This window comes from Achromobacter sp. (assembly GCF_032102605.1).
Classification (GTDB): domain Bacteria; phylum Pseudomonadota; class Gammaproteobacteria; order Burkholderiales; family Burkholderiaceae_B; genus Achromobacter.
This window is the reverse complement of record NZ_DAMDGT010000004.1, coordinates 149,264-175,927: the sequence shown is the minus strand read 5'-3', so window position 1 is coordinate 175,927 and position 26,664 is coordinate 149,264. Positions and strand designations below refer to the sequence as shown.

Genomic DNA, 26,664 nt, shown 5'->3' with positions numbered 1-26,664 from the left:
GTCTGTCTCCGCGCCTTAACGCGCTTCTGCCACGGCCGAGACAGGCTTGTGCAACGCCACCGTGTCGTCGGGCAGTATCTCGACCGCCGCGCCGTTGTGCAGGCGAAGCTGGCCCGAGGTCACGACGCGGTCGCCGGCCGTCAGGCCTTCGGTCACCACCACCCGGCCGCTCAGCCGTTCCGCAGTCTTCACATAGGCCTGCCGGACGGTCGGGCCCGCGGAGGCCGCGCCGGACTCGGGCGCGACCACCACGTAGACCGAATCGCCGTAAGCGCTATAGCTGACGGCCGTTTCCGGCACGGTGATGACGCCCGGACGGTCCGGCAGGCCTATCCGTCCATGCGCAAACATTCCGGCGGACAGCGCGCCGTCGGGGTTGGGCAGCAGCGCCTGCACGCGGACCGTGCGGGTGCCTGGGTCCACCTGCGGCTCGACGGTCGTGACCTTGCCCTGGAATTCGCGTCCCGCATGCGCGTCCACAGCGACGCTGACCGGCTGGCCGGTGCGGAGCACGCCCAGCGCCTGTTCCGGCAGATTGATATTCGCGTACATGGAAGACCCATCGGTCAGCGATACCAGCGGATCCCCTGCCCGCGCGAACTGTCCCAGGTTCACGCGGCGCACGCCCAGGACGCCGTCGAACGGCGCCTTGATTCGCTTTTGCTCGATCAGCGCCTGCACGCGCCGGATGTCGCCGGCTGCCTGTTCGTAATCTGCTTGCGCCTGGTCCAGCTGCTCGCGCGTGGCGGCCTGAAGCGGCACCAGCCGGCGCGTGCGCTCCAGCAGGGTTCGCGCGTTGCGGGCCTGCGCCTGCAGTCGAGCCAGCTCGCCCTGCTCGGGCGCATCATTCAACAGCACCAGCAGTTGCCCCGCCTTGACCTGTTCGCCCGCCGTGAACAGGATCTGCGCGATGCGTCCGTCAACCTCGGCGGGCACCAGCACCTGGCGCGTCGCCTCGAGCGAACCGATGCCGCTCAACACCACGGGGAAATCGGCCTGTACCGCGGGGGCCACGGCCACCTTGGCGGGCGGCATCGCCCAGCCGCCGCCCGGCTTCGCGCCGCTGTACTTCCAGTAGATCCCTCCGCCCACGAGCCCCGCCGCCACCGCCAGGGCGCACACCGTCCACGCCCGCAATTTCGCCTTCATGATTCGCTCACTTTTATTTAAACAAGAATATTCTTGGATAATCCATGATTCTCGTTTTTTCGTCAAAGCGGACAAAGCAATGAGGCAGATAGCGATCGGCTATGGCGCAAAAAAACGCCACGCAGGGCGTGGCGTCTTCGCTCAGGCGGCAGGGAGGATCAGTCGCGCACCATGTGCAGGTAGTGGCGGTGCCGTTCGTACTGGTCCAGGATGTCCCCAATCACTGCGTCCCGGCTCCAGCCCATGATGTCGTAGTCCTGCCCGCCTTCGCGCAGGTGGACTTCGGCGCGGAAGTACTTGCGCTCTTCTTCGTCGGCCGCCTCGTCGGGCGTCAGGCTGGGCCGCACAAAAGCCTGCGGCTGGACGGCGTAGGAAAAGTCCAGGTGCTCGCCATGGGAGACTTCGAGGATGGCCCCGCCCGCTTCCTCGTCCTCGCGAACGTCTACGGCATAGCCCTGCTTGCGCAGCTCGTCCGCCACGTCCTCGAATGCTGGACGGACCACGTCGGAAATGAAGCGCAGCACGTGGGCCCGACGCGGCATCATCACCATGTTGCGCAGGCGCCTTTCCCACGATTGTCCGCCGCGCGCGGGCCGGGACAGCGTCAGCGACTGGTAGCGGATGCCGCGCTTGGTCGCGTCCAGCTTGAGCGCCTTGAACAGGCCCCACAGCGACAGCAGCAGGATGATCGAGAACGGCAGCGCGCTGGCGATGGTGGCCGTCTGCAAGGCGGTCAGACCATCGGCCAGCAACAGGGCGATGGCCACGGCGCCCATGGAAAGGGACCAGAAGATGCGCTGCCATACCGGCGTGCGATCCGCGCCCCCGGAGGCCAGCAGGTCCACGACCAGCGCACCCGAGTCGGCGGACGTGACGAAGAACACCGCCACCATCGCGATGGCGAAGATCGATATCACGCTGCTCCACGGCAGCAGTTCAAGAAACGCGAACAAGGCCAGCGAACTGTCGGCATCCACGGCCTGCGCCAGTTCCTTGACGCCGCCGATCATGATGAAGTGGATGGCCGTGTCGCCGAACACCGTCATCCAGAACAGCGTGAATCCGGCAGGCACCAGCAGCACGCCGCAGACGAATTCACGGATGGTGCGGCCCCGCGAGATGCGCGCGATGAACAGCCCCACGAACGGCGACCACGCAATCCACCAGCCCCAGTAGAACAGCGTCCATCCGCCCAGCCAGTCGGTGGGCTCATAGGCGTAGAGGTTGAATGTCTTGTTGACCAGGTCGGACAGATAGGCGCCGGTATTCTGCACAAAGGTCTGGAACAGGAACACCGTGGGCCCGGCGATCAGTACGAACAGCAGCAGAATCACCGCCAGAACCATGTTCGCTTCGGACAGGAAGCGGATGCCGCGATCCAGGCCGCTTGCCACCGAAAGCGTCGCCAGGCCGCAGGTAATGACGATCAGGACAATCTGCGTCGACACGCCCACGGGAACGCCGAACAGGTGGTTGAGCCCGCTGTTCATCTGGGCCACGCCCAGGCCCAGCGAGGTCGCCACGCCAAGCACCGTCCCGATGATGGCGAAGATGTCGACCGCGTGCCCGATCGGCCCGTGAATGCGGTTGCCGATCAACGGATACAGGGCGGATCGCAGCGTCAGCGGCAATCCATGCCGGAAGCTGAAGAAGGCCAGCGTCAGCGCCACCGCCGCGTAGATCGCCCAGGCGTGCAATCCCCAGTGAAAGAAGGTGATCTTCATGGACTCGCGCGCCGCCGCGACCGTGCCGCCCTCGCCCACCGGCGGCGATACGAAATGCATGACGGGTTCGGCCACGCCGAAAAACATCAGGCCGATGCCCATCCCGGCTGAGAACAGCATGGCGAACCAGGTGAAATTGCGGTAGTCGGGCTCGCTATGGTCGGGACCCAGCTTGATGTCGCCGTAGCGGCTGATCGCCAGGAACGCCACCGAGAGCAGGATGACGGCAACCGTCAGGATGTAGAACCAGCTGGCGTTGCCAAGGATCCAGGCCTGCATCGATTCGAAGAGGTCCTGCGCAGCCTTGGGCGCGATGATCGCAAACGCCACAAGCAGCAGGGTGAACAAGGCCGCCGTGAAAAAGACAGGCCGATTGATGGTCGCGCGCGATCGGGATTCCGAAGTCATGCAGGCACTCCTTGCGCCCGAGGGTCGCGAACATCGCGCAGGCCCCCTCAGCACGACCGGTGCGCTGCCGGTATTACTATCACGGGCGTGCCCGGGATGACAATGCAAAGATGCGGACCATCCCGCGCGGCCCCTGGCTGGAGACGCCCATGATCGACCACCTGGACCACCTGGTCCTGACCTGCACCGACCCCGCCGCCACGGTGGATTTCTACACCCGCATCCTGGGCATGCGCCTGGAGACGTTTGGCGAAGGGCGCCAGGCGTTGCGCTTCGGCAACCAGAAGATCAACCTGCACGTGCGCGGCCATGAGTTCGAGCCCAAGGCGCACCTGCCCGTGCCAGGCGCGCTGGACCTGTGCTTCATCGCCGACCGTCCGCTGGATGAAGTGATCGCGCGGCTGAAGGAAGCGGGCGCCGCGATCATCGAAGGTCCCGTGGCGCGCACGGGCGCCACCGGCAAGATCCGCTCGGTCTATCTGCGCGATCCGGACCTGAACCTGATCGAGATATCGGAACTGCTGGGCTGAGGGCTTCGCCCGTTATTCGGGCCGGGAATCGCCGAAGACCACCCGGCGGAAGAACCCGGCCAGCACGGCTTCGGTCATTTCCGGGGTGACCGCCTGCGGGTCGAACGCGTAGCTGAACTGCATGCCGTCCGACAGGGCCAGCAGGCCCAGCGCAAGCTGTTCGGCCGGAAGCGGCAGCGGCGTGCCGACGTGGGCCGAAAACTGGCGGATGTATTCGGTGGTGGCTTCACGCAGTTCGCGCAGACAGGCCGTGAAGCCTACTCGGAAGTCCGGATCGCGGGCGGCCTGGAGCTTGGCCTCCATCCAGAGCAGGAAACAGTCGTTTTCGCGGTAATGCGTGCTGTAGTAGTCAAGCACGCGCGCTTCCATCTGGGAACGGGTTTCGCCGTCCTCGAAGATGGCGCGCATGTCCGCCATGACGCTTTCGTGGTCGCGCTTGAGCAGTTGCAGGAACAATTCGGACTTGCTGCCGAAATTGGAATAGAACGCACCGCGCGTGTAGCCTGCCTGTTCGGCGATGTCTTCGACGCTGGCCGCCACGAAGCCCTTGGCAAGAAAAATCGATTGCGCGGCGTCGAGCAGGCGCTGGCGCGTCTGATCACGGCTCTGCTCTCGAGTTAGGCGGACTTTTGACATGGCGCGAGTTTAGCACTGGCGGCACTTTCAGATTCATTATTGAATCCGAATACATGACTGTATTAGAATCCGGTCTGTATCGAGTCCGACTCGTCCCTTTTACGCCCTTTTCCGCGCCGCGAGGTGTTTCGTGAATTGTCCTGGCCCCTGCGCGCGCGCCGCCGCCCGCAACGCCGCTGCCGATGCAGCACCACCCGCCTCTCATTCCCAAGTCCGCCGCTGGACCCGCCTTGTGGCCCTGCCCGCCGCGCTGGCGTTGGCCGCCGTCGTCGCCGGTTGCGGGCGTCAGGAAGCGCCGGCGCCGGCGCCCCGTCCCGTCGTCGCCATGCCCGCGCAGGCCGACGAATCCCTGCCCGCCTGGACCTTGCCCGGCGAGGTGCAGGCGCGCTACAGCACGCCACTGTCGTTCCGCGTGGGCGGCAAGATCATCGAGCGGCAGGTGCGATTGGGCGACACGGTCACCCCCGGGCAGGTGGTCGCCAAACTGGACCCGGCCGACGCCACCAAGAATGCGGCAGCGGCGCGCGCGGCGGCGGCGGCAGCCCAGCACCAGCTGGATTACGCCCGCCAGCAACTGGACCGCGACCGGGCCCAGGCGCGCGAAAACCTCATCGCCACGAACCAGCTCGAACAGACGCGCAACGCCTACGCATCGGCGCTGGCGCAGCGGGACCAGGCGGCCCAGCAGGCCGCGCTGGCCAACGACCAGCTCAAATACACCACGCTCCAGGCCGATCACGCCGGCGTCATCACCGCGGAACAGGCCGACACGGGGCAGAACGTGGCGGCCGGCACGCCTGTCTATCAGTTGGCCTGGTCGGGCGGCATCGACGCGCTGTGCGACGTGCCCGAAAGCGTGCTGGCCGGCCTGGCCGTCGGCCAGCGCGCCACCGTCACGCTGGGCCCCCTGCCCGGACAGACAATCTCCGCCGTGCTGCGAGAGATCGCGCCTGCCGCCGATCCGCAAAGCCGCACCTACCGCGCCAAGCTGACGTTGGAGTCGCCCCCTCCCGAAGTGCGGCTGGGCATGACCGCCAACATCAGCTTCGACAACCGCTCGGCAAACGGGCGCGCCACCTACACCCTGCCGGCCACGGCGCTGTTCCATGACGGCCGCGAACCGGCCGTCTGGATCGTCAAGCCGCAGGAAGACACGCTGGAGCTGCGCCGCGTGCAGGTACTGCGCTACGACGCGCGCACGGTAACGGTGTCGCAAGGGGTGCAAGCGGGCGAACGCGTGGTGTGGCAAGGCGTGCACACCGTATCGGCCGGCGAGAAGGTCCGCGCGGTGCCGCCGCTGCATCCCGAGGATTTCGCGTCATGACCGCACCCGACGCCGATTCCCACCGCCACGAGGAAGGCCGGTTCAACCTGTCGGCCTGGGCCCTGCGGCACCAGCCGCTGGTCATTTTCATCATCGCGCTCGTCACGCTGTTCGGCGTGCTGTCGTATTCGCGCCTGGCCCAATCCGAGGATCCGCCGTTCACCTTCCGCGTCATGGTCATCCAGACGATGTGGCCGGGGGCCACCGCGCAGCAGGTGCAGGAGCAGGTCACCGACCGCATCGCCAAGAAGCTCCAGGAAACCGCCAACACGGACTTCCTGCGCAGCTACTCGCGGCCGGGCGAATCGCTGATCTTCTACACCATGAAGGACTCCGCCCCCGCCAGCACCGTGGCGGACCAGTGGTACCAGATCCGCAAGAAGGTCGGCGATATCCGGGCCACGCTGCCTCAGGGCGTGCAGGGGCCGTTCTTCAACGATGAATTTGGCGACGTCTACACCAATATCTATACGTTGCAGGGCGACGGGTTTTCGCCTGCGCAACTGCACGACTACGCCGACAAGCTGCGCACGGTGCTGCTGCGCGTGCCGGGCGTGGCCAAGGTGGACTACTTCGGGGACCAGCCCGAACACATCTACATCGAAATCGCCAACACGCAGCTGACCCGGCTGGGCGTATCGCCGCAGCAGATCGCCCAGGCCATCAACAGCCAGAACGCCGTGCAGAACGCCGGCACGCTGACCACTGGCGACGACCGCATCTTCGTCCGCCCGTCCGGGCAGTTTCCCAACAGCCGCGCCCTGGCCGACACGCTCATTCGCGTCAACGGGACATCCGTCCGGCTGGGCGACATCGCCACGATCCACCGGGGCTATGACGATCCGCCCACCCAGCAGATGCGCCTGGGCGGCGCCACGGTGCTGGGCATCGGCATCACCATGCAGCCCGGCCAGGACGTGGTGCGCCTGGGCAAATCGCTGGACGCCAAGTTCAAGGAACTGCAGGCGCAGCTGCCTGCCGGCCTGACGCTGAAGGAAGTGTCCAGCATGCCCGCGGCCGTGTCGCATTCGGTCGACGACTTCCTGCGTTCCGTGGCGGAAGCCGTGGCCATCGTGCTGGCCGTCAGCCTGGTGTCGCTGGGGCTGCGCACGGGCATGGTGGTGGTCATCTCGATCCCGGTGGTGCTGGCCATCACGGCGCTGTTCATGGAAATGTTCGGCATCGGCCTGCACAAGGTGTCGCTGGGCACGCTGGTGCTGGCGCTGGGACTGTTGGTGGACGACGCGATCATTGCCGTCGAGATGATGTCCGTGAAGCTGGAGCAAGGCTGGAACCGGACGCGCGCCGCGGCCTTCGCGTACACCAGCACTGCGTTTCCCATGCTGACGGGCACCCTCGTGACGGTGGCGGGATTCCTGCCGATTGCGCTGGCCAAGTCCAGCACCGGCGAATACACGCGCTCCATCTTCCAGGTGTCCGCCATCGCCCTGATCACCTCGTGGTTCGCTGCGGTGGTGCTGATTCCGCTGCTGGGCTATCGGCTCTTGCCCGAGCGCAAGCGCGAGGCCCACTTGCCCAGCGACCACGAGCACGACATCTACAACACGCGCTTTTACCAGCGGCTGCGCGGCTGGGTGGCGTGGTGCGTGGACAGGCGCTATCTGGTCCTGGCGGGTACGGTCCTGGTGTTCGCCGTGTCGATGGTCGGGTTCAAGTTCGTTCCGCAGCAATTCTTTCCCAGCTCCGACCGCAGCGAACTGCTGGTGGACGTGCGCTTGCAGGAGGGCGCTTCGTTTGCCGCCACGCTGCGCCAGGTCGAACGCCTGGAGAAGGCGCTTGAAGGCAGGCCGGAAATCGACCATTCCGTCAGCTTCGTGGGCACTGGCGCGCCGCGGTTCTACCTGCCGCTGGACCAGCAGCTTGCCACTCCCAACTTCGCGCAGTTGGTGATCACCACCCATTCCGTGGAAGACCGCGAAAAGCTCGCCCAATGGCTGGCGCCGATGCTCCGCAACGACTTCCCGGCGATCCGCAGCCGTCTGTCGCGCCTGGAGAACGGGCCGCCCGTCGGCTACCAGGTCCAGTTCCGCGTCAGCGGCGACAAGATCCCGGAGGTGCGCGCCGTAGCCGAAAAAGTGGCGGCCGAGGTTCGGGCCGACAAGCGCTCGGCCAATGTGCAGTTCGACTGGGACGAGCCTTCCGAACGGTCGGTGCGCTTCGAGGTCGACCAGCAAAAGGCGCGCGAACTGGGAATCAGCTCCAGCGACATCTCCGACTTCCTGGCGATGACGCTGTCGGGCTACACCGTGACGCAATACCGCGAACGCGACAAGCTGATCAATGTCAGCCTGCGCGCCCCGCAGCAAGAGCGGATCGACCCCGCGCGCATTTCAACGCTGGCCATGCCCACGGCCAACGGACCGGTGCCACTCGGCAGCCTGGGACAGGTGCGCTACGACCTTGAATACGGCGTCATCTGGGAACGCGACCGGCAGCCCACGATCACGGTCCAGGCGGACGTGACCGCCGGGGCCGAGGGCATCGACGTCACGCGCGCCATCGACAAAAAGCTCAACGCGCTGCGCACCGACCTGCCAGTGGGCTTCCGCATCGAAGTGGGCGGCCCCGTGGAAGAAAGCGGCAAGGGCCAGTCATCCATCAATGCGCAGATGCCGCTGATGGTGGTGGCCGTGCTGACGCTGCTGATGGTGCAGCTTCAGAGCTTCGCCCGCGTGCTGATGGTGGTGCTGACCGCGCCGCTTGGCCTGATCGGCGTGGTCGCTGCGCTGCTGCTGTTCGGCAAGCCCTTCGGCTTTGTCGCCATGCTGGGGGTGATTGCGATGTTCGGCATCATCATGCGCAACTCCGTCATCCTGGTGGACCAGATCGAGCAGGACATCGGCGCGGGCCACAAGCGGGTAGATGCGATCGTCGGTGCCACGGTGCGGCGCTTCCGGCCCATCACGCTGACGGCCGCCGCGGCCGTGCTGGCGCTGATTCCGCTATTGCGCAGCAATTTCTTCGGCCCCATGGCGACCGCGCTCATGGGCGGCATCACCAGCGCCACGGTGCTGACGCTGTTCTTCCTGCCCGCGCTGTACGCCGCCTGGTTCCGCGTGCGCCATGACGAGCGCGACGAACCCGAGGGCGTGCCGCCCGGCGCGAACGCGGGCGACACGGCCGAACGAGGAGCTTCCGCATGAGCATGCCCATTCCTCTCACAAGCTTCCGGCTGGCCGCCCTGCCGCTGGTGCTGGCGCTGGGCGCCTGCGCCTTCGCGCCGGATAGCAAGCCGCCTGCGGTGGCGCAGCCCGCGCAATACGGCGTCGAAGCCGCGCCCGCTGCGGGCGCTTCCGCCCAGGGAGTCGCCCAGCGCTTCGAGCGCGGCGCACAGCCCGTGCCGCAATGGTGGAAACGCTACAACTCCGATGCGCTCAATGCGCTGGTGGAAGAAGGCCTGGCCAACAGCCCGGACCTGGCCGCCGCCGAGCGCAACCTGGCCGGCGCGCGCGAGCAATTGCGCGGACAGGTCAATTCCTCGTTGCTGCCTTCCGTGGACGCCGGCGCCAACGCCACGCGCAATCGCGCCTTGATGATGCCCGAGCTGCCCCAACCCACGGCGCTCTATAACGTCTTCACGGGGCAGATCCAGGCCTCATACGATCTGGATCTCTTCGGCGCGGCGCGCTTTGCCAACACCTCGTTGGCGGCGCAGGTGGCGCAACAGGCGTATCAACTGGAATCCGCCCGACGCTCACTGGCGGGCAATATCGTCACGGGCGCCATTACGTCGGCGTCGCTGGCCGAACGCGTTGCCCTTACGGAAAAACAGGTGGTGCTGCTGCGCCAGGTGGCGCGCGACACGCAACGCCGGTATGAGCTGGGATCCGCGTCGCAGAACGATGCCCTGGACGCGGACCAGGACGCCGCAACCCTGGAGGCGTCCTTGCCCGGACTGCGGGCGCAATGGCACGCCACGCGCCACGCCCTGGCCGTGCTGCTGGGCCGCAGCCCTGACCAGGCGCCACCCGACCTGGCCTTCGCCACGCTGGACGTGCCCGCGCAAGTTCCCGTGGTCGTGCCGTCGGAACTGCTGGCCGCGCGGCCAGACATCCAGGTGGCCGAAGCCGTGGTCCAGGCCGCCGCGGCCGACGTGGGGCTGGCGACCGCCCAGTTGTTCCCCAGCCTGTCGCTTTCGGCCTCCATGGGCAAGGGAGGGTTCGCCTGGGCTGACGTTCTGTCCGGGGCCGGGCCCATCTGGGCCATCGGCGCATCGCTGACCCAGCCGATCTTCCATGGCGGCGCGCTGCTGGCCGAGCGCAGCGCCGCCAAAGAGCGATACCAGGCGGCTGTCCTGCAGTACAAGCAGACCGTGCTGACTGCTTTTCGCGATGTCGCCGACACCCTGTCGCGCCTGGAAGCGGGCGGGCAGGCGCTGGCCTCGGCCGAGGCGTCCCGCCGGGCAGCGGAGCAGTCGTACCGGAACACGGCAAGCCGCGTGCGGCTGGGCGCGCTGGCGCCCTACACCGAATACGCGTCCGAACAGCATTACGTCGCGGCCCGGCTGCGCGAATTGCAATACGCGAACGAACGCATGACCGAAACGGCTGCGCTGTTCCAGGCCATGGGATCGCCCGCCGACGCGGCGTCGCAGATGTAGCGGCGTCGGCGGTCAACCCTTTTTGAAGACGCGCTTGGCAAGTCCCACCGCACCCAGCACCACGGCCCCGGCCACGACGCCGAACAAGGCGTTCAGCAAGGTGGAGACCAGGGCATGAACGACGCCGCCCCCGCCTACCGCGGCGGCGGCGTGTTCGATGACGGCATGCACGGGCGGGATGCCGTGGGTCAGGATGGCGCCGCCGACCATGAACATCGCGGCCGTGCCGACGACGGACAGCGTCTTCATCAGATACGGCGCCGCGCCCACGATGCGTTTGCCCAGCCAAGCCACCGCCTGTGAGGATTTCTGGCTCAAGTACAGGCCCAGGTCGTCCAGTTTGACGATGCCCGCGACCAGGCCATAGACGCCGACCGTCATCGCGATGGCGATGATGGACAGGACGGCGACCTGGCGGGTGAAGTCCGCGCCGGCAACCGCCCCCAGGCTGATGACGATGATTTCGGCTGACAGGATGAAGTCCGTCCGCACGGCGCCCTTGATCTTGTCGCGTTCGAACGCAACCATGTCCACCGTCTGGTCCTGCAGCGCTTCCGCGCGCGCCGTGTGGCGGCCTTCGGCGGATTCGCCGTGCGGCAGGTATTTGTGCGCCAGCTTCTCGACGCCTTCGTAGCACAGGAACGCGCCGCCCAGCATCAGAAGCGGCGTCACGGCCCAAGGGGCGAAGGCGCTGATCAGAAGCGCGGCCGGCACCAGGATCAGCTTGTTGATGAAGGAGCCCTTGGCCACCGCCCACACCACGGGCAGTTCCCGGTTGACGGGCACGCCGGAGACCTGTTGGGCGTTCAGCGCCAGGTCGTCGCCCAGCACGCCGGCGGTCTTCTTGGCCGCCACCTTGGTCATGACGGAAACGTCGTCCAGAATGGTCGCGATATCGTCGAACAACGCGAAGAAGCTGCTTCCTGCCATCAAGAACCCCTTGAGCCCTGTAAGGTTCTGCGAGTGTACAGGCGGCAGGCGGCCGATTCATGCAACTCGGATGGCCGTTTTCATTCCTTTTGTGTCCGGATGGAGCATGGCCGCAACGCCGCGCGGCACGCTACGCTGCCCAGTTCGCGTCCCATATCCAGGAGCCTTGCATGCTTGCCCTGCGTCCCACGTGTGAACACTGCGACATCGCGCTGCCGCCGGCCTCGAGCCAGGCAAGGATATGCAGTTTTGAATGCACCTTCTGCGCCGAATGCGCGGACGGCGTGCTGGGCAATGTGTGCCCGAATTGCGGCGGCGGGTTCACGCCCCGCCCGGTGCGGCCCGCCAGCGATCGCAAGAACGGAAACTACCTGGGCCGATATCCCGCCACGGCTGAGCGCAAGCACCGTCCCGTGGACCTGGACGCGCACGCGGCGCTGCGCGCCACTCTGAGCGGCATCGCCCCAGAGGACCGCTAAGCCCTTTCGCCGCGGCGACGGCCTAGGCGCGCTACATCGCTTCGATTCGCGGATAGAGATCGCGGTTTTCCCGCTGCATGCGTTCGTGGACCCGGCGCAGCACGGTGTTGGCGTCGTCGCGGAAGCCGTGTTCGTCCAGTTCCAGGCTGCGGGCATTATTCCAGCGCTTCGCAAAGGCCTCGTAGGCGGCGGCGATGGCGTCCATCTCTTCCTGGAACTCGCGTCCCTTGCGCGCCAGGTCTGCGTCCGGGCTGCGCGCCACCGCCGGGTACAACGCGCGATCCTCGACGGCCAGATGCAGCTTGATCGTTGCGCTCATGGACACGATGCCTCGAGCGATCTCGGCGGCGTTGCGCGCCACGCCCGCCAGCGCCAGCTTGCGCAGCGCCGCGATGCCTTCCAGGATGTCCACGTGCTGCTGCTTGAACTTATCGATATTCATACGAGCCTTCCGATTCCGTGCTGCGGGGCCTTCGGGCCCCGCCCTTTCGTTGCGCGCTTTCTTCAGGCCGTCGCGCGCGCGCCTGCGTTTTCAAAGAGGATGTTGTTCTCCAGGTGGATGTGCGCCATCAGGTCTTCCTTGAACTGACGGATGCCCAGGTAAAGCGCGCGCCAGGTATTGCACGCGGCGCGCGGCAGGGTCACGTTGTTGGTCAGGGCCATCAGTCGCTCCAGTGCGACGCCGTGATCGTCGTGCTCCATGCGCATCACCATGATCGGCATCGTCGCCATGGCGCCATGACCGCGCGCCAGCATCGGGAAGAGCACCTGTTCTTCTTTTTGCATGTGGCTTTCCAGTTCCTGCTGCATGGTGCGCAGGTGGTCGGCCAGGCCGGCCGGGCAGTCGGGGCTGTCGGCATGCACCTGCTCTACCTTCAGGGCCAGGCGGATCAGTTCGGGAAGCTGCTGGCGATGCACCTCGTGGTAACGCGCCAGGATGTGGTCGACGAGTTCGGCGGGCGACGCCAGCGTCCAGTCGGTTTCCTGGATGGGGTTCTGCGCCAGCGCCATCAAGCGCGCTTCGATCTGCGCGGGGTCAAGCGAACGCTGCGCCGCGGCCTCGGCCAGGCTTTTCTTGCCGCCACAGCAAAAGTCCAGTTCGAATTCGTGAAAAACCTGCGTGGCGCCGGGAATGCTGCGGGCCAATTGGCCCAGGGATTGCTCAACCATGCTCATCGCGTCTCTCCATTGATCATGACGGTGCCTTCCTATATGCGAAATCCGTGCCAGGAAAAACTTGCGATTTATCAATCACCTGCAAATTAAAGGGTAGATATCACCATTTCCGATTAGGGTTCAATTCACCGCGCGACGGTAGAATCCACCCATGCAAAACCTCCTGCTTGCCGACCTCGTCGCCGACCTGCCGCCCGCCATCCGCCTGCAAAGGCTGGTCTCCAGCCTGCGCACGCACTTTCGCTGCGGCGCCGTGGCGCTGCTGCAGCTTGAAGAAGACCACTTGCGCCCCATCGCGGTGGACGGCCTGTCGCAGGACGCGCTGGGCCGCCGCTTCGCCGTACAGCAGCATCCCCGTCTTGCCGCCATCCTGGCCCGGCGCGGCGTGACCTGCTTTCACCATGACAGCACCCTGCCCGACCCCTACGATGGCCTGATCAGCGGCATGGCGGGCGAACCGCTGCCGGTGCACGACTGCATGGGAACCAGCCTGCACATCGAGGGCAAGACCTGGGGGGTGCTGACGCTGGACGCACTGGAAGTCGGCACGTTCGACATGGAGGCCCAGGCCGACTTGCGCGACTACATCGTGCTGCTGGAAGCGGCGCTGCGCACCACCCGACTGGAAGCCGAGATCCGCGCGCTGCGCGTGGCGCGGGGACCGGCGCCGGCGGACAATGCCGCCCCCGTCGGCAGCGAGATCCTTGGGCAGAGCGAATCCATTGGACGCCTGCTGCACGAGATCGAAGTCGTGGCCGATTCCGAGCTGCCGATCCTGCTGCTGGGCGAAACCGGCGTGGGCAAGGAACTGTTCGCGCGCCGCGTGCACGGGTTGTCGCGCCGGCGCGACCGGCCGCTGGTGCACGTGAACTGCGCGGCGCTGCCCGAATCGCTGGCCGAAAGCGAACTGTTCGGCCATGCCAAGGGCGCGTTTTCAGGCGCCGTCGCCGACCGTCCGGGTCGCTTTGAGGCCGCCAACGGCGGCACGCTGTTTCTGGACGAGGTGGGCGAACTGCCGCTTCTGGTTCAGGCCAAACTGCTGCGCACCTTGCAGAATGGCGAGATCCAGCGTCTGGGAGACGACAGGCCGCGCACCGTGGACGTGCGCATCGTCGCGGCCACCAACCGCAGCCTGCGCGACCTGGTGCGAGCCGGAGACTTCCGCGCCGATCTCTACCATCGCCTGTCGGTTTATCCGATTCCGATCCCGCCCCTGCGCGACCGCGGCAACGACGTACTGCTGCTGGCTGGCCGCTATCTGGAATTGAACCGCGCGCGGCTCGGACTGCGCAGCCTGCGGCTTTCGCCCGAGGCCGAGGAAATGCTGCGCCGGTATCGCTGGCCCGGCAACGTGCGCGAACTGGAACACGTCATCAGCCGCGCCGCCATCAAGGCCGTCAGCCATGGCGCCAGCCGCAACGAAATCGTCACGCTGGGCGCCAAGCTGCTGGACCTGTCCGACGGCGACATGCCCGCGTCTCTGGAAGACGACGCCGCGGATACGCCTGTCGCCAACGCGCCGGCCCAGTCCCTGCGCGACGCCGTGGACGCGTGCCAGCGCCAGGTGATACGCCGCGCGCTGGACGCCCACCAGGGCAACTGGGCCGTCGCCGCGCGCACGCTGGACGTGGATCCGAGCAACCTGCACAAGCTGGCGCGGCGGTTGGGTTTGAAGGCCTGAGCCGCCGCGACGGCCTTTGGCGGGAGCATGATGCATGGCCCCGCGCAGCCGCTCACGCCTTGATGAACACCCAGGCGTGAACGCCGGACTTGAGCAGCACGGAAACGCGCTTGTAGTCGGCGACTTCGTACGCGTCCGCCGCCCGCAATTCCTGCTGAGTGATCTGGAAAACCATGCCGCAGACTTCGTCCTTGGGATCGTAGCTGGCGTGGACGATCGGGTGCTTCGCCTTGCCGCTGGTCTTCACCACCTCCGGGTCCGTGATGTCCACCCAGTTCAGGACATAGCCGGTCATCGCGTCCTGCCGGCCGGTCAGCTCGCGGCCGAAGTTGGCCAACTGGACGGCCTTGTCCTGCAATGTTCCGTACGAGAACAGCAGGATGTCGGGCTTGTCGGATTCATGGGGTCCAGGCACCGTCGTGTCCTTTAGGAAAAAGTGAGTACTGGAGCGGAATTTACACCAGCGGCTCCCCGGCCCCCATCGGAGCGCTCGCACTGTTGCGCGCGAGGGCCCCTAGGCGTCTTCAGCGGCCGAACACCGATTCCAGCACGATGCCCGTGGTCACGCCGATGAGGAAGTAATCCGCGCCCACGCCGATCCACTGATAGCCGCGCGGCGGCTGCTTCAACTGATACCCGTGCCAGTCGTTGATCACATACTGCGGGCCGCGGTACGGCTGCGGTACGCGTTCACCTTTGTTCCAACGCGCCGGCGCGGGATCGGGCCGACCCGGCGGATGGCCGCGGCCGTGATCCGAAGCATGCTGATGGCTGGGGCCGGCGTGCTGCCCTTGGTCCGGTCGGCCATTGTGGCCATTGCCGGGAGCTTTGCCCGGACCATTGCCCGGACCATTGCCCGGACCATTGCCCGGGCCGTGGCCCGGCCCACCTGCCTGGCCCGACGGACCGGGACCGCCCGGGCCACGATCGGGTTGAGCCAAGGCCTGGCCGCTGCTTGCAGCGAGCACGGCGACGAGGAACGCGGAGAGAAGCTGTTTTTTCACGAGATACCTTTCCATGTACGGCATATGCCGACCCCACGAATTCTAGGCATCCTGCGTTCCGCGAAAACGCCGACGCGTTACAGCGTGTCAGCACGAGCCGATTCCGAAATCCGCTGTGACATCTATCGAGCAAGCGCACTCCTCGCATGTGCATCGGGTATCCTCGCGGCTCGAAAAATCCGGGGCCGCCGATGAAAAACGCGACAGAGATTCTGGACACCTACGAACAGGTGGGATGGAAGAACAACGATCCCATGGCGCAGGTACTGCAGCTCCGACGCGACGCGCCTCATGCGCTGGCGGAGTTGGTATTGCAGGCCGTCGACAGGCAATTGGAGAGCGCCACGTTCATCGACGCCGCGCTCGATCTGATGGATGACAGCGACTACATCGCCACGGTGGCTCGCGTTTGGCGGCAACCCCGGCAGGACGCGGACTCGGACATTGCGGGCGCAATCCTGGATTCGGCGGCACTGCAGCACCCCGATGTCTTTGCCCCGGATTGGGAGCGCCTGTTGATGGCCGCGCACGCCGGACACGGCGGCCCGAGCTATCAGGAAGACCACGCGTGGCGCGCGATCGACCGGGCAACGCTGGACGACTGGCTGGCAGGCCTGGAACAAGACCTGTCCGAAGGCAGCGTGGGACGCAAGCGCGCGATTGCATTGCTGCGTTCGAGGCGGCCCGACGTTGTGCTGCACGCCTTGCAGCGTCTTTTCCCGGACCCGTCCGACGCCGAGGCGGCCTCCTGGCTGCATCAGGCCGGCTATGCAACGCGCGCCGGCGCCTTGCACGCGCTGCACGGCGAACGACCGCTGCACATAGGATTCAGCGCGGAGCAGCGCAAACGGATGCAGGCCGAACAGCCGGCGTGGCGTCGCGACATATACAAGTCGCATCCCACGTGGATCTCACCTGAAAAGCCCACAACGCATGCCCGCATGGGCGGCGTCCTGTCCGCCCTTTGCGGCCTGTGCCACGCGCCCTTGCACCGTCTGCTGGCCCTGGCGGATCCCGACGCCGCCGGCGTCCCCAGCGGCGCCGCGCTGGAATTTGCCACCTGCCTGTCGTGCCAGGGTTGGGAGGCCGACGGCGCCCTGTTCTACCGGCACGACGGGCAAGGCCTCCCGACTACACATCCGGTGCAGCAGCGCGATGCGCCGTTGACGCCGGACTACGTTGCAAGCCCCTTGCTTGAAGCACAGGTGGATTTATTCCAGGCGCCCGCGCGCTGGCGCTGGCAGGACTGGGGCGAATCCAACGGGCGGCAAAACCTGAGCCGCGTCGGCGGCGCTCCAAGCTGGGTCCAATCCGCGGATTATCCCGAATGCCCGGATTGCGGGCGTCACATGGATCTGGCCATGCAGCTGGATTCAGGTTTGCCGCAAGCCGACGGCGGCGAATGGCTATGGGGCAGCGGCGGCTGCAACTACACCTTCTGGTGCAAGGATTGCCGGGTAAGCGGGCAGCTCTGGCAATGCACCTGAGCCTCTGGCGTTTCCAGCGGCGTTGCGGGCATCCTCGCCATGCCGAGGCCGACCAACACGCTGCTTGCCGCCGCGGGCTTGCGGCACGGCTTTCGCCGGTCCGCCCGCCGTGACATGACGCCGCAAGGCATCGCGCAGACGACCCGGCGTCACTTCCTGGGCGATAGACGCTTCAGGCAGGCGTTGACCACATCCGACACGCCCTTGCCCAGTTTCTCGCGGCCAGTCGCGGTGCCGTTGGAGGCGAGCAGCTTGTCCAGCGTCTTGAATTCTTCGAACGGCACCGATTCCTGCAGGCCGTCCACCACGCAGTTGCAGTAGCCGGCCGCGGTTTCTTCGGACACCGCAGTCACCGTGGACTTCGACATGAAGCCTGCGACGCAGGAACTGTAGGTCGCCCGCTGGACTTCCGGAGGATAGGCTTCCTTCTTGCCGCAAGCCGCCAGCACCGCCAGCGACGCGACCCCCAAGCCCGCCGCTACCCACAATGACTTCCTTGCCATGGACCGCGCTCCTGTTGCTATGAAAACGGGCAATTGTGGCACAGCAAGCTAAACGGCAGACCGGCGCACGAACGCATGTTCGCGATGCGCCAGCCGGTTCCGCGAAACTGCGATAAGGTGTCGGCCTTTCTTTTCCTGCGCCCATGCAGCCCCACTCTTTCACGCAGCGCCATGACAGAATTTTCGTCCGCCCATCCCATTGCCATCGATCCGGAACTGATCGGCGAATACCCCGCCATGACCAAGTCTGGCGGGGGTTATTTCTACGACGACGTGCTCGAATATCGCGTCTGGGTGCACCCGCATGCGGGCGGCGAAGACCTGCATGATGGCGACGACTATTACTACGCGTTCGTCACCTTCGAAGACGCCGCCGAGTTTTCGGATGAGACGCCGGGCGCGGAACGGCCGCTGGTGCTGGTGCGGCAATTCGAGTCCATCAACGAACCGACGCCGGGCGTTTTCGAGCACTACACGGACGAGCGCATCACGGAATGGCGGGTGGAATGGCTGGCGGACAGCAAGCGCACCGAAACCTCCATCCCGGACTTCCTGAAAGGGCACGGACACTGAAGACCCCTGCGAGGTCGGGCGACCGCTTCGGACCGCTCGGTTCCGAGAGGCGTGGCAGTGTCAGCTCATGTACACGCCGCCGTTGATGGCGTAATTGGCGCCCGTGACAAAAGCCGCCTCGTCGGACGCCAGCCAGGCGCACAGGCCGGCCAGGTCTTGCGCCGTGCCCAGCCTGCCCACCGGCACGCTTTCGACGATGCGGTCCAGCAGCGCGGGCGGAAAGGCCCGCACGGTGTCGTCGGCGATGAAACCCGGCGACACCAGGTTCACCGTCACGCCGCGCGCCGCCACTTCCTGCGCCAGCGATCGAGTGAATCCAATCACCGCGCCCTTGGCGGTCGCGTAGTTGATCTGGCCGATCTGGCCTTTTTCAGCAGCGACCGAGCCGATGTTGATGATGCGCCCCCAGCCCCGGTCCGCCATTCTATCGACCACCTGTTTGGTGCTGTTGAACAACGTGTCCAGATTGCTGCGCAGGACCGCGGACCAATCCGCGTGGCTCATCTGCCGGAAGCGCATGTCCAGCATGGACCCGGCGTTATTGACCAGCACGTCGATTTCGCCGACCTCGCGTCGGACCTTGGCGAAGGCGGCCTCGGTGGACCCCCAGTCCGTGGCATCGCCTTCCGACGCCACGAAGTCGTAACCCAGCGATTTCTGTTCCTTCAGCCAGGGCTCCTTGCGGGACGAGCGCGGACCGCAGCCCGCGACGACCCGGTGTCCGGCGCGATGCAGCGCCTGGCAGATCGCGGTGCCCGTGTGGCCCATTCCGCTGGTGACGTAGGCAATGCGCAAAGCCATGAGTGTTCCTTTTTGAGTGGGGCGGTGGACGCCGCGTATCAGGCGGCGGCGCCTACCAGGGGAAACAGGCCGAACGCCAGGGCGGCCGCCAGCATCACCAGGCAGACCATCGTGGCCCACTTCAGCGCGTAGCGCTGGTGGTCTCCGAATTCCACGCCGGCCAGGCCGACCAGCAGATAGGTGGAGGGCACCAGCGGACTGAGCAGATGCACCGGCTGGCCGATCAGCGAAGCGCGAGCCATCTCGACGGGCGTGATCCCGTAGCCCTGCGCCGCTTCGCTCAGGATGGGCAGCACGCCGAAGTAGAAGGCGTCGTTGGACATGAAGAACGTGAACGGAAGGCTGATCAGCGCGGTGATTCCGGCCAGGTAGGGTCCCAGCGCGTCCGGGATGACCGCGAGCAGGCTGCGCGACATGGCTTCGACCATGCCCGTGCCCGACAGGATGCCGGTGAAGATGCCCGCCGCGAAGATCAGCGACACCACCGACAGCACATTGCCCGCATGCTGCGCCACGCGGCGGCGCTGCTCGGCCAGGTTCGGGTAGTTGATGATCAGCGCGACCGCGAACGCAATCATGAACAGCACCGGCAGAGGCAGTACGCCCAGCACCAGGCTCACCATCAGGGCCAGCGTCAGGCCCGCGTTCACCCACAGCAGCTTCGGCCGGCGCAGGTCGTGGTCCACTTCGATCTCGGGCAGGTTCTTCGGGCCGTCCTCGTCGTAGCCGGCATGCAGCGACGCGCCCTCGGGCAGCGACAGCACGCCCAGGCGACGGCGCTCGCGCAGGCCCAGGAAGAACGCCAGCATCAGGATCGCCACGATGGACACGCCCATCACGGGCACCAGCGGCACGAAGATGTCGCCCGCATCCACGTGCAGGGCGCTGGCGGCGCGCGCCGTCGGTCCGCCCCACGGCGTCAGGTTCATGACGCCGCTGGCCAGCATCGCCAGGCACGTCATCGACAACGCATTCATTTTCAGACGCCGGTACAGGGGCAACATCGACGCGACGACGATCATGTAGGTGGTCGAACCATCCCCGTCCAGCGAAATCACCAGCGCCAGCACCGTGGTGCCGACCACGATCTTCAGCGGATCGCCCTTCACGGCGCGCAGGATGCGCCCCACGATGGGATCGAACAGGCCGGCGTCGATCATCACCCCGAAGTACAGGATGGCGAACATCAGCATCACGCCGGTGGGCGCAATCTTGCGGATGCCATCCAGCATCATCTTGTCGATGCCGGCGCCAAAACCGCCCAGCAACGCAAAGATAATGGGGACAAGGATGAGCGCCACCAGCGGCGACAGGCGCTTGGTCATGATCAGCGTCATGAACGTGATCACCATGCCGAAGCCAAGCAGGGTCAGAAGCATGAGGGTTATCTCCGGCTAGTCGTTGTTATGTGTGGCTGCCTCCGGCGGGGGAAGCAGGACCGCAAGACTAGGAAGAAAAGCTGTCTGGAACCTGTCGTTTCTCTATCCCGTGTGCGGCGTGGGGGCCCCTTTTCCCGCCGGGCCGCCCCAAGGGAAAAGAGCCCCCTCGGGGGGCAGCAAACACGCGCAGCGTGTGCAGCGTGGGGGCCCTTTTCCCGCCGGGCCGCCCCAAGGGAAAAGAGCCCCCTCGGGGGGCAGCAAACACGCGCAGCGTGTGCAGCGTGGGGGCCCTTTTTCCGCAGGGCCGCCCCAAGGAAAAAGCGCCCCCTCGGGGGGCAGCAAGCACGCGCAGCGTGCGCGGCGTGGGGGCTCCTCCCCCTATGCGACAATCGCCGCATGCGCATCCTGGTTATCGAAGACGATGAGGACCTGTCCGACGCCCTGGTGCGCCGGCTGCGCCGTCTCGGCCATGCGGTCGACAGCCAGAACGACGGGCTGAACGCCGACGGCGTGCTGCAATACGAGACCTTCGATCTTGTCATCCTGGATATCGGCCTGCCCCGGATGTCGGGCTTCGACATCCTGCACCGCCTGCGTGACCGCGGCAGCAAGACGCCGGTGCTGGCGCTGACGGCGCGCATCGACATCGAGGATCGCGTCCATGCCCTGGATACCGGCGCGGACGATTACCTGGCCAAGCCCTTCGATTTCCGCGAACTGGAAGCCCGCTGCCGCGCACTGCTGCGCCGGCCCGGCCCGCAGGCCACGGGCGTCCTGAAGTTTGGCGAGCTGGTCATCGACAGCGCCGCGCGCCAGGTCACGTTGGCTGGCCGGCGCATCGACCTTCCCAAGCGCGAATTCAGCCTGCTGGAAATCCTGCTGGCCGGCATCAACCGGGCCGTGAGCAAGTCGGAAATCGCCAACAAGCTGTTCGCCTTCGACGACGACGCCGCGCCCAACGCCATCGAGGTCTACATCGCCCGGCTGCGGCGCAAGCTGGAAGGGTCGCCGTTGCGCATCGAAACGCAGCGGGGAACGGGCTACCTGTTGACGGCGGCCAGCGACGCCGACGGCGACACGCCGGCCTCGCCGCGCGACTGAAGGCAGCCCGCGTGAACCCGCAGCAACCCGCGCAGCATCGCCGCGTTTCCGTCCGCCGGCGGCTGCTGGCCATGCTGCTCGCGTTGTTCCTGGCCGGCCTTGGCGCGATCTATCTGCTGGTGCGCGGCTATGCGCATCAGACCGCCGACACCACTTACGATCAGCTGCTGCGCGCATCGGCCCTGTCCATGGCCGACAGCCTGCAGCTCGTGCAGGGCGATTGGCAGATGGACATGCCCTATGCATCACTCGCGCTGCTGGAACAGGCCCCGCGCGACCGCGTCTTCTACCGCGTCGCCGCCGCCGGCGGCGCTCTCATCTCCGGATATGGCGATCTGCCCACGCCGCCTGCGCGCGGCAACGCCGACGCCAGCACGCCGCTGCTGTTCGACGCCAGCTACCAGGGCCAGCCCGTGCGCATCGCGTGGATGGAACGCAAGGTCGCCGGCCCTCGTGAAATCCAGACCGCGATCATCCAGGTCGCGCAGACGCGCGAAGCGCGCAACGCCCTGGCCGAGCGCATCCTGTGGCAAGGCACGCTGGCGCTGATCGGCTTCACGGCGGCAGCCCTTGCGCTGGCGTATTGGGGCCTGCAACGATCCCTGTCTCCCATTCAGCGGGTGGAGCGCGAACTGGCCGGGCGCAGCGCATCGGATCTGCACCCCATCGCCGCGCCGGTTCCCGAGGAACTGGACAGGCTGGTGCATTCACTGGACGGCTTCATGGTGCGTCTGTCGGAGAACCTGGACACGCTGCGCCTGTTCATTGCCGAAGCCGCACACCAGCTGCGCACCCCGCTGGCCGCGCTGCACGCGCAGATGGAGGTCGCGCTGGACGAAGACGATCCCGCCGAGCAGCGCCGCAGTCTGCTGGCCGTACTGCGCAATGCCGAGAAGCTGTCGCGGCTGGTCAACCAGCTGCTCAGCGACGCAAGCGTGATCCACCGCAGCAACGTCAGGCAATTCCAGCCGGTCGACCTGGCCGAACTGCTGAGCCAGGCTGTCTATGACACCGTCCCGCAAGCCGACCCGCAGCCCGACGTCCGTCTGCACCTGCCGCCCGCGAATGCCGGCGATCCGCCGCGGGTCGTCGGCGACAGCCTGATGCTGCGCGAAGCCTTCAAGAACCTGATCGACAACGCGTTGCGGCACGGCGCCACGGACGAAGGCCACATCGATGTCCGGCTGGACGGGCACGACGATGGCTGGCGCGTCACCGTGTCCGACCAGGGACCGGGCATCCCCCCGGCACTGGCCAACACCGCCTTCGAACGCTTTGCGCGCGGCCCCAACCCGCGCGCCCCCGGCGCGGGGCTGGGGCTGTCCATCGTCAAACGGGTCGTCGAGATCCACCAGGGCAAGCTCAGTCTGAGCAACCGGGTAGGCGGCGGCCTGGACGCCGTGATTACATTGCCTGTGAGCCGCGACCATGCCTGACATCCTGCGTCTCTTGCGCCGTCTCGCCACCGTGGCCGCCCTGGCGTTGGCCACGGCTGGCCACGCTGCGGAAGTCAGCAGCAGCGGCCTGACGCTGGGGCCCGAGGACCGCAGCAACGTGCTGGTCGTGCATGCGTCCAACAGCGTGGAGGTGTTCCGCGGCGTGCTGGAAGAATTCAGCCGCTTGAACCCCGGCGTGCGCCTGGAATACACCGAGTTGTCCACGCAACAGCTCTACACCGACACCGTGGCGCGCGCCGCGCAGTCTCCGGGCGTCCGGTCGGGCCCCGACCTGATCATCAGCAGCGCCATGGACCTGCAGACGAAGCTGGTCAACGACGGCTACGCGCAGGCGCATGTGTCGCCGCAATCACGGGCGCTGCCCGCCTGGGCCAACTGGCGCGACGAGGTCTTCAGCATCGGCACCGACCCCATCGTCATGGTCTACAACACGCGCAAGCTGGACCCCGCCCGCGTGCCGCACACGCGCCGGGAACTGCTGTCGCTGCTGCAGGCGGCGGACCAGCCGCTGGACGGCCAGATCTCCACCTATGACGTGCAAGGCAGCGGCATCGGCTATCTTGCCGCCACGCAGGACACCCGCCTGGACAGCATGGCCGGCGCGCTGCTGGCCGCTTTCGGGCGCAACGGCGTCGCCATCCACGAGTCCACGGAACACGCGCTGGACAAGCTGGAACGCGGTGAGATCACGCTGGCCTACAACATGCTGGAATCCTATACCCGGCATCGCATCGAACGGGGCGCGCCGCTGGCGATCATCTATCCGCAGGATTACACCCTGATGCTGTCGCGCTCGGCGATCATTCCGCGCCAGGCTCCGCGCGGCGACCTGGGCGCGTTGTTCCTGGACTACCTGCTGTCGGCGCGGGGCCAGGAGACGCTGGCCAGGGAATCCGGCATGCGGCCGGTCAGCGCGTCGGTCATTCCCGCCGCCGGGGTGCGGCCCATGGCGCTGGGGGTCGGGCTGCTGGTCTACCTGGACCCGCTGAAGAAGCGGCATTTCCTGGACGTGTGGCGCGCGGCGATCATCCCGCCGCGCTAGCTCAGCGGCCGGCCTGCGAGGCTACCGCAACGCCACGCTCATGCCGCCGTCGGCCATCACCACGGCGCCGACGATATAGCTCGCCTTTTCTGAGGCCAGGAACGCGATGACCTCGGCGATCTCATTGGGCTGGGCAGCGCGCCGGATCGGCGCGTTCCTGCCGTGCTCGGCCAGGAACTTCGGGCCGTCCTCATGGATGTGGTTGGTGATGTTGGTGACCACATCGCCCGACCCCACGGCGTTCACGCGCACATTGTGCTCAATGGCCTCCAGCGACAAGGCGCGGGTCAGCTGCGCCAGCGCGCCCTTGGAGGCCGCATAGGCGGCGATCGTCGGAAAGGCCTGGTAGCACGCGTAGGAACCGACGTTCACGATCGCCCCATGCCCGGCAGGCGCCATGACCCGCATGGCCTCTCGCGAGAACAGGAACGCGCCGGTGGCGTTGACCGCCTGGATGCTGTTCCATTCGTCCAGCGTCATGTCGATGACGGGTTTGTTGATGATGATGCCTGCGTTGTTGACCAGGATGTCGAGCCTTCCGTAGCGCTCCACCGCGGTCCGGACCGCCATCACCGCGCTTTCCTCGCGGGAAATATCGGCCACCAGCGGCTCGACGCCGGGCCGCGCCAACGCGCGCACGCCGTCGTCACGATCCACGGCAACCACGTTAGCGCCCTGGGCGTGCAGCAGTTCCAGGGTCGCCAATCCGATGCCGCTGGCCGCGCCGGTCACGATGGCCGCCTGGCCGTCAAAGGGTCTATTTGCGAAATTCGATGTCGTCATATCGGGGTCCTTATCAAGTCGTTCAATAGGGGCTGGCGGTCGGGCGAACCACCAGTTCGCTCACGTCCACGTCGTCGGGCTGTTCGATGGCGTAGGCGATGGCCCGGGCAATCGCGTCGGGATGCAGCGCCACGCGCCGGAACACCTGCATGGCCTGGCGGGCGGTGTCGTCGGTGATGCTGCTAGCCAGCTCGGATTCGACGACGCCGGGGCAGATCACCGTGACGCGGATCTTGTCGGTCTCCTGGCGCAGGCCGTCGGAAATCGCGCGCACTGCGTATTTGGTGGCGCAGTACACCGCCGCCGTCGGCGATACGCTCAGCCCGCCAATGGAAGACACGTTGATCACCTGGCCGTGCCCCTGACGTTCCATGCCCGGCAGCACTGCGGCGATTCCGTGCAGCACGCCGCGGATGTTCACGTCGATCATGCGGTTCCATTCGTCAAGCTTCAGCGAGGACAGCGGAGACAGCGGCATCACGCCGGCGTTGTTGACGATGACGTCCACGGGGCCGTAGACCGATTCGGCGTCGCGCACGAAAGCCTGCATGTCGTCGGCCGACGTGACGTCAAGCGCGCGATACGCCGCCGTGCCGCCCTTTGCCCGAATCTCTTGCACCAGGGTCTCCAGCCTGTCGGTGCGGCGCGCGCCCGCAAACACGCGGTGGCCCTGGGCCGCCAGCAGGCGCGCGGCCGACTCGCCGATTCCGCTGCTGGCCCCGGTGATCAATACCGTTTTGGCTTGCCGGTTCTGCGTTGTGGTCATGGTCGTTCTCCAAGTGGTTGCCATGACTGAATGCTAAGGACGGAGCCTTCCCACGCGAATACCGATGCCTATCGCACCCTTGCCTATTTCTATCGCGCGCCAGAATTGCGGCCCGAAGCGCCGGTAGAATTCCCTGCACCCGAACGAAATCACGGACACGCCATGACTTTGCCGCCCAATCCGCTGTCGCGCGAGATGGTTGCCTTGATCGAACGCCTTGCGCCCAACGAGGGCTACAGCCTGTCCGCGCTGGACGGCGTGCGCTTCATGCGGTCGGATCGTCCGCTGGGACGCACGCCCGTCCTCTACGAGCCCGGCATCGTGATCGTTTGCCAGGGGCGCAAGCTTGGATTCCTGGGCGACGAGGTCTACGTGTACGACGCCCAGCACTACCTGGTGCTGTCCGTTCCCCTGCCCTTCTCCACGGAAACGCAGGCCAGCAAGGAAGAGCCGATGCTGGCGGTCTCCATCCGCCTGGACCTCACCACCGTGACGGACCTGGTGCTGGCCATCGACGCGCGCGAGGGCCCGCGCCCGGACAGCGCGCCGCAGGGCATCGCCAGCACGCCGCTGTCGGAAGATCTGGCCGACGCGACCGTGCGGCTGCTGCGCGCGCTGTCCTCGCCGCTGGATGCCGAGATCCTCGGCCCGGCCCTGGTGCGCGAGATCTGCTTTCGCGTGCTCAGCGGCGACCAGGGCGGCGCGCTGCGGGCCGCACTGGCGCATCCGGGCCGCTTTGGCCGTGTTGCCAAGGCGCTGCGCCGGATCCACACGGACTTTTCGCAGGCGCTGGACGTGACGCATCTGGCGCAAGAGGCCGGCATGAGCGTCCCCGCATTTCACGTGAACTTCAAGGCGGTGACGCAGACCTCGCCAATCCAGTACATCAAATCGACGCGCCTGCACCACGCTCGGCTGATGATGATCCGCGACGGCCTGACGGCCGCGTCGGCGTCCGCGCGCGTGGGCTATGAAAGCGCGTCGCAGTTCAGCCGCGAATTCAAGCGCTTCTTCGGCCGAACGCCCGTGGAGGAAGTGCGAGACATGAAAAACTCGTTCGCGCTGTCGCCGGCGGCGGGCATCGGCGAGTTCGCGTCCCGGCATTGAGGC

At 66.5% G+C, this 26,664-nt stretch carries 25 protein-coding genes; 12 read left to right on the top strand and 13 right to left on the bottom strand.

Annotated features, from left to right (window positions below; translation table 11 throughout):
* Positions 1-15: 15 nt before the first annotated feature.
* Both RT614_RS11270 and RT614_RS11265 read right to left on the bottom strand, forming a co-directional pair.
* Positions 16-1,149 (bottom strand): efflux RND transporter periplasmic adaptor subunit, encoded by a 1,134-nt coding sequence (locus tag RT614_RS11270; protein WP_313622205.1) that lies wholly within the window; start codon positions 1,147-1,149, stop codon positions 16-18.
* Positions 1,150-1,307: 158 nt separating this feature from the next.
* On the bottom strand, positions 1,308-3,281 hold the full coding sequence (locus RT614_RS11265) for a choline BCCT transporter BetT (protein WP_313622204.1): 1,974 nt from the start codon (positions 3,279-3,281) through the stop codon (positions 1,308-1,310).
* 149 nt (positions 3,282-3,430) lie between these two features.
* On the opposite strand from RT614_RS11265, the gene RT614_RS11260 reads away from it, so the two are divergent.
* Positions 3,431-3,811, top strand: a complete 381-nt coding sequence (locus tag RT614_RS11260) for a VOC family protein (RefSeq protein WP_313622203.1) — start codon at positions 3,431-3,433, stop codon at positions 3,809-3,811.
* 12 nt (positions 3,812-3,823) lie between these two features.
* On the opposite strand, the gene RT614_RS11255 is transcribed toward RT614_RS11260, so the two are convergent.
* Positions 3,824-4,447: a TetR/AcrR family transcriptional regulator gene (locus tag RT614_RS11255; protein WP_313622202.1), complete on the bottom strand. Its 624-nt coding sequence runs from the start codon at positions 4,445-4,447 to the stop codon at positions 3,824-3,826.
* Positions 4,448-4,679: 232 nt separating this feature from the next.
* On the opposite strand from RT614_RS11255, the gene RT614_RS11250 reads away from it, so the two are divergent.
* Genes RT614_RS11250 through RT614_RS11240 form a run of 3 tightly spaced genes read left to right on the top strand, consistent with a single transcriptional unit; the run spans position 4,680 to position 10,392 of the window.
* Positions 4,680-5,771 carry an efflux RND transporter periplasmic adaptor subunit gene (locus RT614_RS11250; RefSeq protein ID WP_313622201.1) on the top strand — a complete coding sequence of 364 codons (1,092 nt, stop codon included), beginning with the start codon at positions 4,680-4,682 and terminating at the stop codon, positions 5,769-5,771.
* Positions 5,768-8,935, top strand: coding sequence for an efflux RND transporter permease subunit (locus tag RT614_RS11245; protein ID WP_313622200.1), 3,168 nt, complete (start codon positions 5,768-5,770; stop codon positions 8,933-8,935). Before RT614_RS11250 ends, RT614_RS11245 begins: the two co-directional genes overlap by 4 nt.
* The gene (locus RT614_RS11240; protein ID WP_313622199.1) at positions 8,932-10,392 is read left to right on the top strand and encodes an efflux transporter outer membrane subunit; all 1,461 of its coding nucleotides are present in this window, start codon (positions 8,932-8,934) and stop codon (positions 10,390-10,392) included. The genes RT614_RS11245 and RT614_RS11240 overlap by 4 nt, the downstream gene beginning before the upstream one ends.
* A 12-nt stretch (positions 10,393-10,404) precedes the next feature.
* On the opposite strand, the gene RT614_RS11235 is transcribed toward RT614_RS11240, so the two are convergent.
* Entirely contained in the window at positions 10,405-11,322 is a 918-nt protein-coding gene (locus RT614_RS11235) for a DUF808 domain-containing protein (protein ID WP_313622198.1), read from the bottom strand.
* A 170-nt stretch (positions 11,323-11,492) separates the two neighbouring features.
* On the opposite strand from RT614_RS11235, the gene RT614_RS11230 reads away from it, so the two are divergent.
* A complete protein-coding gene (locus RT614_RS11230; protein ID WP_313622197.1) occupies positions 11,493-11,801 on the top strand; it encodes a DUF1272 domain-containing protein in 309 nt (102 codons plus the stop codon).
* A gap of 31 nt (positions 11,802-11,832) precedes the next feature.
* Here RT614_RS11230 and RT614_RS11225 read toward each other — a convergent pair whose 3' ends face one another.
* Both RT614_RS11225 and ytfE read right to left on the bottom strand, forming a co-directional pair.
* The gene (locus tag RT614_RS11225; protein ID WP_313622196.1) at positions 11,833-12,243 is read right to left on the bottom strand and encodes a hemerythrin domain-containing protein; all 411 of its coding nucleotides are present in this window, start codon (positions 12,241-12,243) and stop codon (positions 11,833-11,835) included.
* A 62-nt stretch (positions 12,244-12,305) separates the two neighbouring features.
* Positions 12,306-12,977 (bottom strand): iron-sulfur cluster repair protein YtfE, encoded by a 672-nt coding sequence (gene ytfE, locus RT614_RS11220; RefSeq protein ID WP_313622195.1) that lies wholly within the window; start codon positions 12,975-12,977, stop codon positions 12,306-12,308.
* A 151-nt stretch (positions 12,978-13,128) separates the two neighbouring features.
* On the opposite strand from ytfE, the gene norR reads away from it, so the two are divergent.
* Entirely contained in the window at positions 13,129-14,658 is a 1,530-nt protein-coding gene (gene norR, locus RT614_RS11215) for a nitric oxide reductase transcriptional regulator NorR (RefSeq protein WP_313622194.1), read from the top strand.
* Positions 14,659-14,710: 52 nt separating this feature from the next.
* Here norR and RT614_RS11210 read toward each other — a convergent pair whose 3' ends face one another.
* The gene (locus RT614_RS11210) at positions 14,711-15,073 is read right to left on the bottom strand and encodes a gamma-glutamylcyclotransferase family protein (protein ID WP_313622193.1); all 363 of its coding nucleotides are present in this window, start codon (positions 15,071-15,073) and stop codon (positions 14,711-14,713) included.
* 109 nt (positions 15,074-15,182) lie between these two features.
* Complete coding sequence (locus RT614_RS11205; protein ID WP_313622192.1) at positions 15,183-15,662, bottom strand: RcnB family protein; 480 nt, start codon at positions 15,660-15,662, stop codon at positions 15,183-15,185.
* Between the two features lie 191 nt (positions 15,663-15,853).
* Between RT614_RS11205 and RT614_RS11200 the strand changes: the two genes are divergently transcribed.
* Positions 15,854-17,149: a hypothetical protein gene (locus RT614_RS11200; protein WP_313622191.1), complete on the top strand. Its 1,296-nt coding sequence runs from the start codon at positions 15,854-15,856 to the stop codon at positions 17,147-17,149.
* A gap of 149 nt (positions 17,150-17,298) precedes the next feature.
* Here the strand turns inward: RT614_RS11200 and RT614_RS11195 are convergent, their stop codons facing one another.
* On the bottom strand, positions 17,299-17,652 hold the full coding sequence (locus tag RT614_RS11195; RefSeq protein WP_313622190.1) for a hypothetical protein: 354 nt from the start codon (positions 17,650-17,652) through the stop codon (positions 17,299-17,301).
* A 171-nt stretch (positions 17,653-17,823) separates the two neighbouring features.
* Between RT614_RS11195 and RT614_RS11190 the strand changes: the two genes are divergently transcribed.
* The gene (locus RT614_RS11190; RefSeq protein WP_313622189.1) at positions 17,824-18,225 is read left to right on the top strand and encodes a GCN5 family acetyltransferase; all 402 of its coding nucleotides are present in this window, start codon (positions 17,824-17,826) and stop codon (positions 18,223-18,225) included.
* Positions 18,226-18,285: 60 nt separating this feature from the next.
* Here the strand turns inward: RT614_RS11190 and RT614_RS11185 are convergent, their stop codons facing one another.
* Entirely contained in the window at positions 18,286-19,026 is a 741-nt protein-coding gene (locus RT614_RS11185) for an SDR family oxidoreductase (RefSeq protein ID WP_313622188.1), read from the bottom strand.
* A 38-nt stretch (positions 19,027-19,064) separates the two neighbouring features.
* Positions 19,065-20,405 carry a CitMHS family transporter gene (locus tag RT614_RS11180; protein WP_313622187.1) on the bottom strand — a complete coding sequence of 447 codons (1,341 nt, stop codon included), beginning with the start codon at positions 20,403-20,405 and terminating at the stop codon, positions 19,065-19,067.
* A 396-nt stretch (positions 20,406-20,801) separates the two neighbouring features.
* Here RT614_RS11180 and RT614_RS11175 point away from each other — a divergent pair, with 396 nt between their 5' ends.
* Genes RT614_RS11175 through RT614_RS11165 form a run of 3 tightly spaced genes read left to right on the top strand, consistent with a single transcriptional unit; the run spans position 20,802 to position 24,005 of the window.
* On the top strand, positions 20,802-21,506 hold the full coding sequence (locus tag RT614_RS11175; RefSeq protein ID WP_313622186.1) for a response regulator transcription factor: 705 nt from the start codon (positions 20,802-20,804) through the stop codon (positions 21,504-21,506).
* A gap of 11 nt (positions 21,507-21,517) precedes the next feature.
* Positions 21,518-22,942, top strand: coding sequence for a sensor histidine kinase N-terminal domain-containing protein (locus tag RT614_RS11170; protein WP_313622185.1), 1,425 nt, complete (start codon positions 21,518-21,520; stop codon positions 22,940-22,942).
* Positions 22,935-24,005 carry an ABC transporter substrate-binding protein gene (locus tag RT614_RS11165; RefSeq protein ID WP_313622184.1) on the top strand — a complete coding sequence of 357 codons (1,071 nt, stop codon included), beginning with the start codon at positions 22,935-22,937 and terminating at the stop codon, positions 24,003-24,005. Before RT614_RS11170 ends, RT614_RS11165 begins: the two co-directional genes overlap by 8 nt.
* A gap of 21 nt (positions 24,006-24,026) precedes the next feature.
* On the opposite strand, the gene RT614_RS11160 is transcribed toward RT614_RS11165, so the two are convergent.
* Both RT614_RS11160 and RT614_RS11155 read right to left on the bottom strand, forming a co-directional pair.
* Complete coding sequence (locus RT614_RS11160; RefSeq protein ID WP_313622183.1) at positions 24,027-24,788, bottom strand: SDR family oxidoreductase; 762 nt, start codon at positions 24,786-24,788, stop codon at positions 24,027-24,029.
* A 22-nt stretch (positions 24,789-24,810) separates the two neighbouring features.
* A complete protein-coding gene (locus tag RT614_RS11155) occupies positions 24,811-25,554 on the bottom strand; it encodes an SDR family oxidoreductase (RefSeq protein ID WP_313622182.1) in 744 nt (247 codons plus the stop codon).
* A 162-nt stretch (positions 25,555-25,716) separates the two neighbouring features.
* On the opposite strand from RT614_RS11155, the gene RT614_RS11150 reads away from it, so the two are divergent.
* On the top strand, positions 25,717-26,661 hold the full coding sequence (locus RT614_RS11150; protein WP_313622181.1) for an AraC family transcriptional regulator: 945 nt from the start codon (positions 25,717-25,719) through the stop codon (positions 26,659-26,661).
* The last annotated feature ends 3 nt before the right edge of the window (positions 26,662-26,664 follow it).

What these genes read in the sequence shown, in the direction of transcription:
- RT614_RS11270 (WP_313622205.1), bottom strand. Translation starts at nt 1,149, where the DNA reads ATGAAGGCGAAATTGCGGGCGTGGACGGTGTGCGCCCTGGCGGTGGCG.
- RT614_RS11265 (WP_313622204.1), bottom strand. Translation starts at nt 3,281, where the DNA reads ATGACTTCGGAATCCCGATCGCGCGCGACCATCAATCGGCCTGTCTTT.
- RT614_RS11260 (WP_313622203.1), top strand. Translation starts at nt 3,431, where the DNA reads ATGATCGACCACCTGGACCACCTGGTCCTGACCTGCACCGACCCCGCC.
- RT614_RS11255 (WP_313622202.1), bottom strand. Translation starts at nt 4,447, where the DNA reads ATGTCAAAAGTCCGCCTAACTCGAGAGCAGAGCCGTGATCAGACGCGC.
- RT614_RS11245 (WP_313622200.1), top strand. Translation starts at nt 5,768, where the DNA reads ATGACCGCACCCGACGCCGATTCCCACCGCCACGAGGAAGGCCGGTTC.
- RT614_RS11240 (WP_313622199.1), top strand. Translation starts at nt 8,932, where the DNA reads ATGAGCATGCCCATTCCTCTCACAAGCTTCCGGCTGGCCGCCCTGCCG.
- RT614_RS11235 (WP_313622198.1), bottom strand. Translation starts at nt 11,322, where the DNA reads ATGGCAGGAAGCAGCTTCTTCGCGTTGTTCGACGATATCGCGACCATT.
- RT614_RS11230 (WP_313622197.1), top strand. Translation starts at nt 11,493, where the DNA reads ATGCTTGCCCTGCGTCCCACGTGTGAACACTGCGACATCGCGCTGCCG.
- RT614_RS11225 (WP_313622196.1), bottom strand. Translation starts at nt 12,243, where the DNA reads ATGAATATCGATAAGTTCAAGCAGCAGCACGTGGACATCCTGGAAGGC.
- ytfE (WP_313622195.1), bottom strand. Translation starts at nt 12,977, where the DNA reads ATGAGCATGGTTGAGCAATCCCTGGGCCAATTGGCCCGCAGCATTCCC.
- norR (WP_313622194.1), top strand. Translation starts at nt 13,129, where the DNA reads ATGCAAAACCTCCTGCTTGCCGACCTCGTCGCCGACCTGCCGCCCGCC.
- RT614_RS11200 (WP_313622191.1), top strand. Translation starts at nt 15,854, where the DNA reads ATGAAAAACGCGACAGAGATTCTGGACACCTACGAACAGGTGGGATGG.
- RT614_RS11195 (WP_313622190.1), bottom strand. Translation starts at nt 17,652, where the DNA reads ATGGCAAGGAAGTCATTGTGGGTAGCGGCGGGCTTGGGGGTCGCGTCG.
- RT614_RS11190 (WP_313622189.1), top strand. Translation starts at nt 17,824, where the DNA reads ATGACAGAATTTTCGTCCGCCCATCCCATTGCCATCGATCCGGAACTG.
- RT614_RS11185 (WP_313622188.1), bottom strand. Translation starts at nt 19,026, where the DNA reads ATGGCTTTGCGCATTGCCTACGTCACCAGCGGAATGGGCCACACGGGC.
- RT614_RS11180 (WP_313622187.1), bottom strand. Translation starts at nt 20,405, where the DNA reads ATGCTTCTGACCCTGCTTGGCTTCGGCATGGTGATCACGTTCATGACG.
- RT614_RS11175 (WP_313622186.1), top strand. Translation starts at nt 20,802, where the DNA reads ATGCGCATCCTGGTTATCGAAGACGATGAGGACCTGTCCGACGCCCTG.
- RT614_RS11165 (WP_313622184.1), top strand. Translation starts at nt 22,935, where the DNA reads ATGCCTGACATCCTGCGTCTCTTGCGCCGTCTCGCCACCGTGGCCGCC.
- RT614_RS11160 (WP_313622183.1), bottom strand. Translation starts at nt 24,788, where the DNA reads ATGACGACATCGAATTTCGCAAATAGACCCTTTGACGGCCAGGCGGCC.
- RT614_RS11155 (WP_313622182.1), bottom strand. Translation starts at nt 25,554, where the DNA reads ATGACCACAACGCAGAACCGGCAAGCCAAAACGGTATTGATCACCGGG.
- RT614_RS11150 (WP_313622181.1), top strand. Translation starts at nt 25,717, where the DNA reads ATGACTTTGCCGCCCAATCCGCTGTCGCGCGAGATGGTTGCCTTGATC.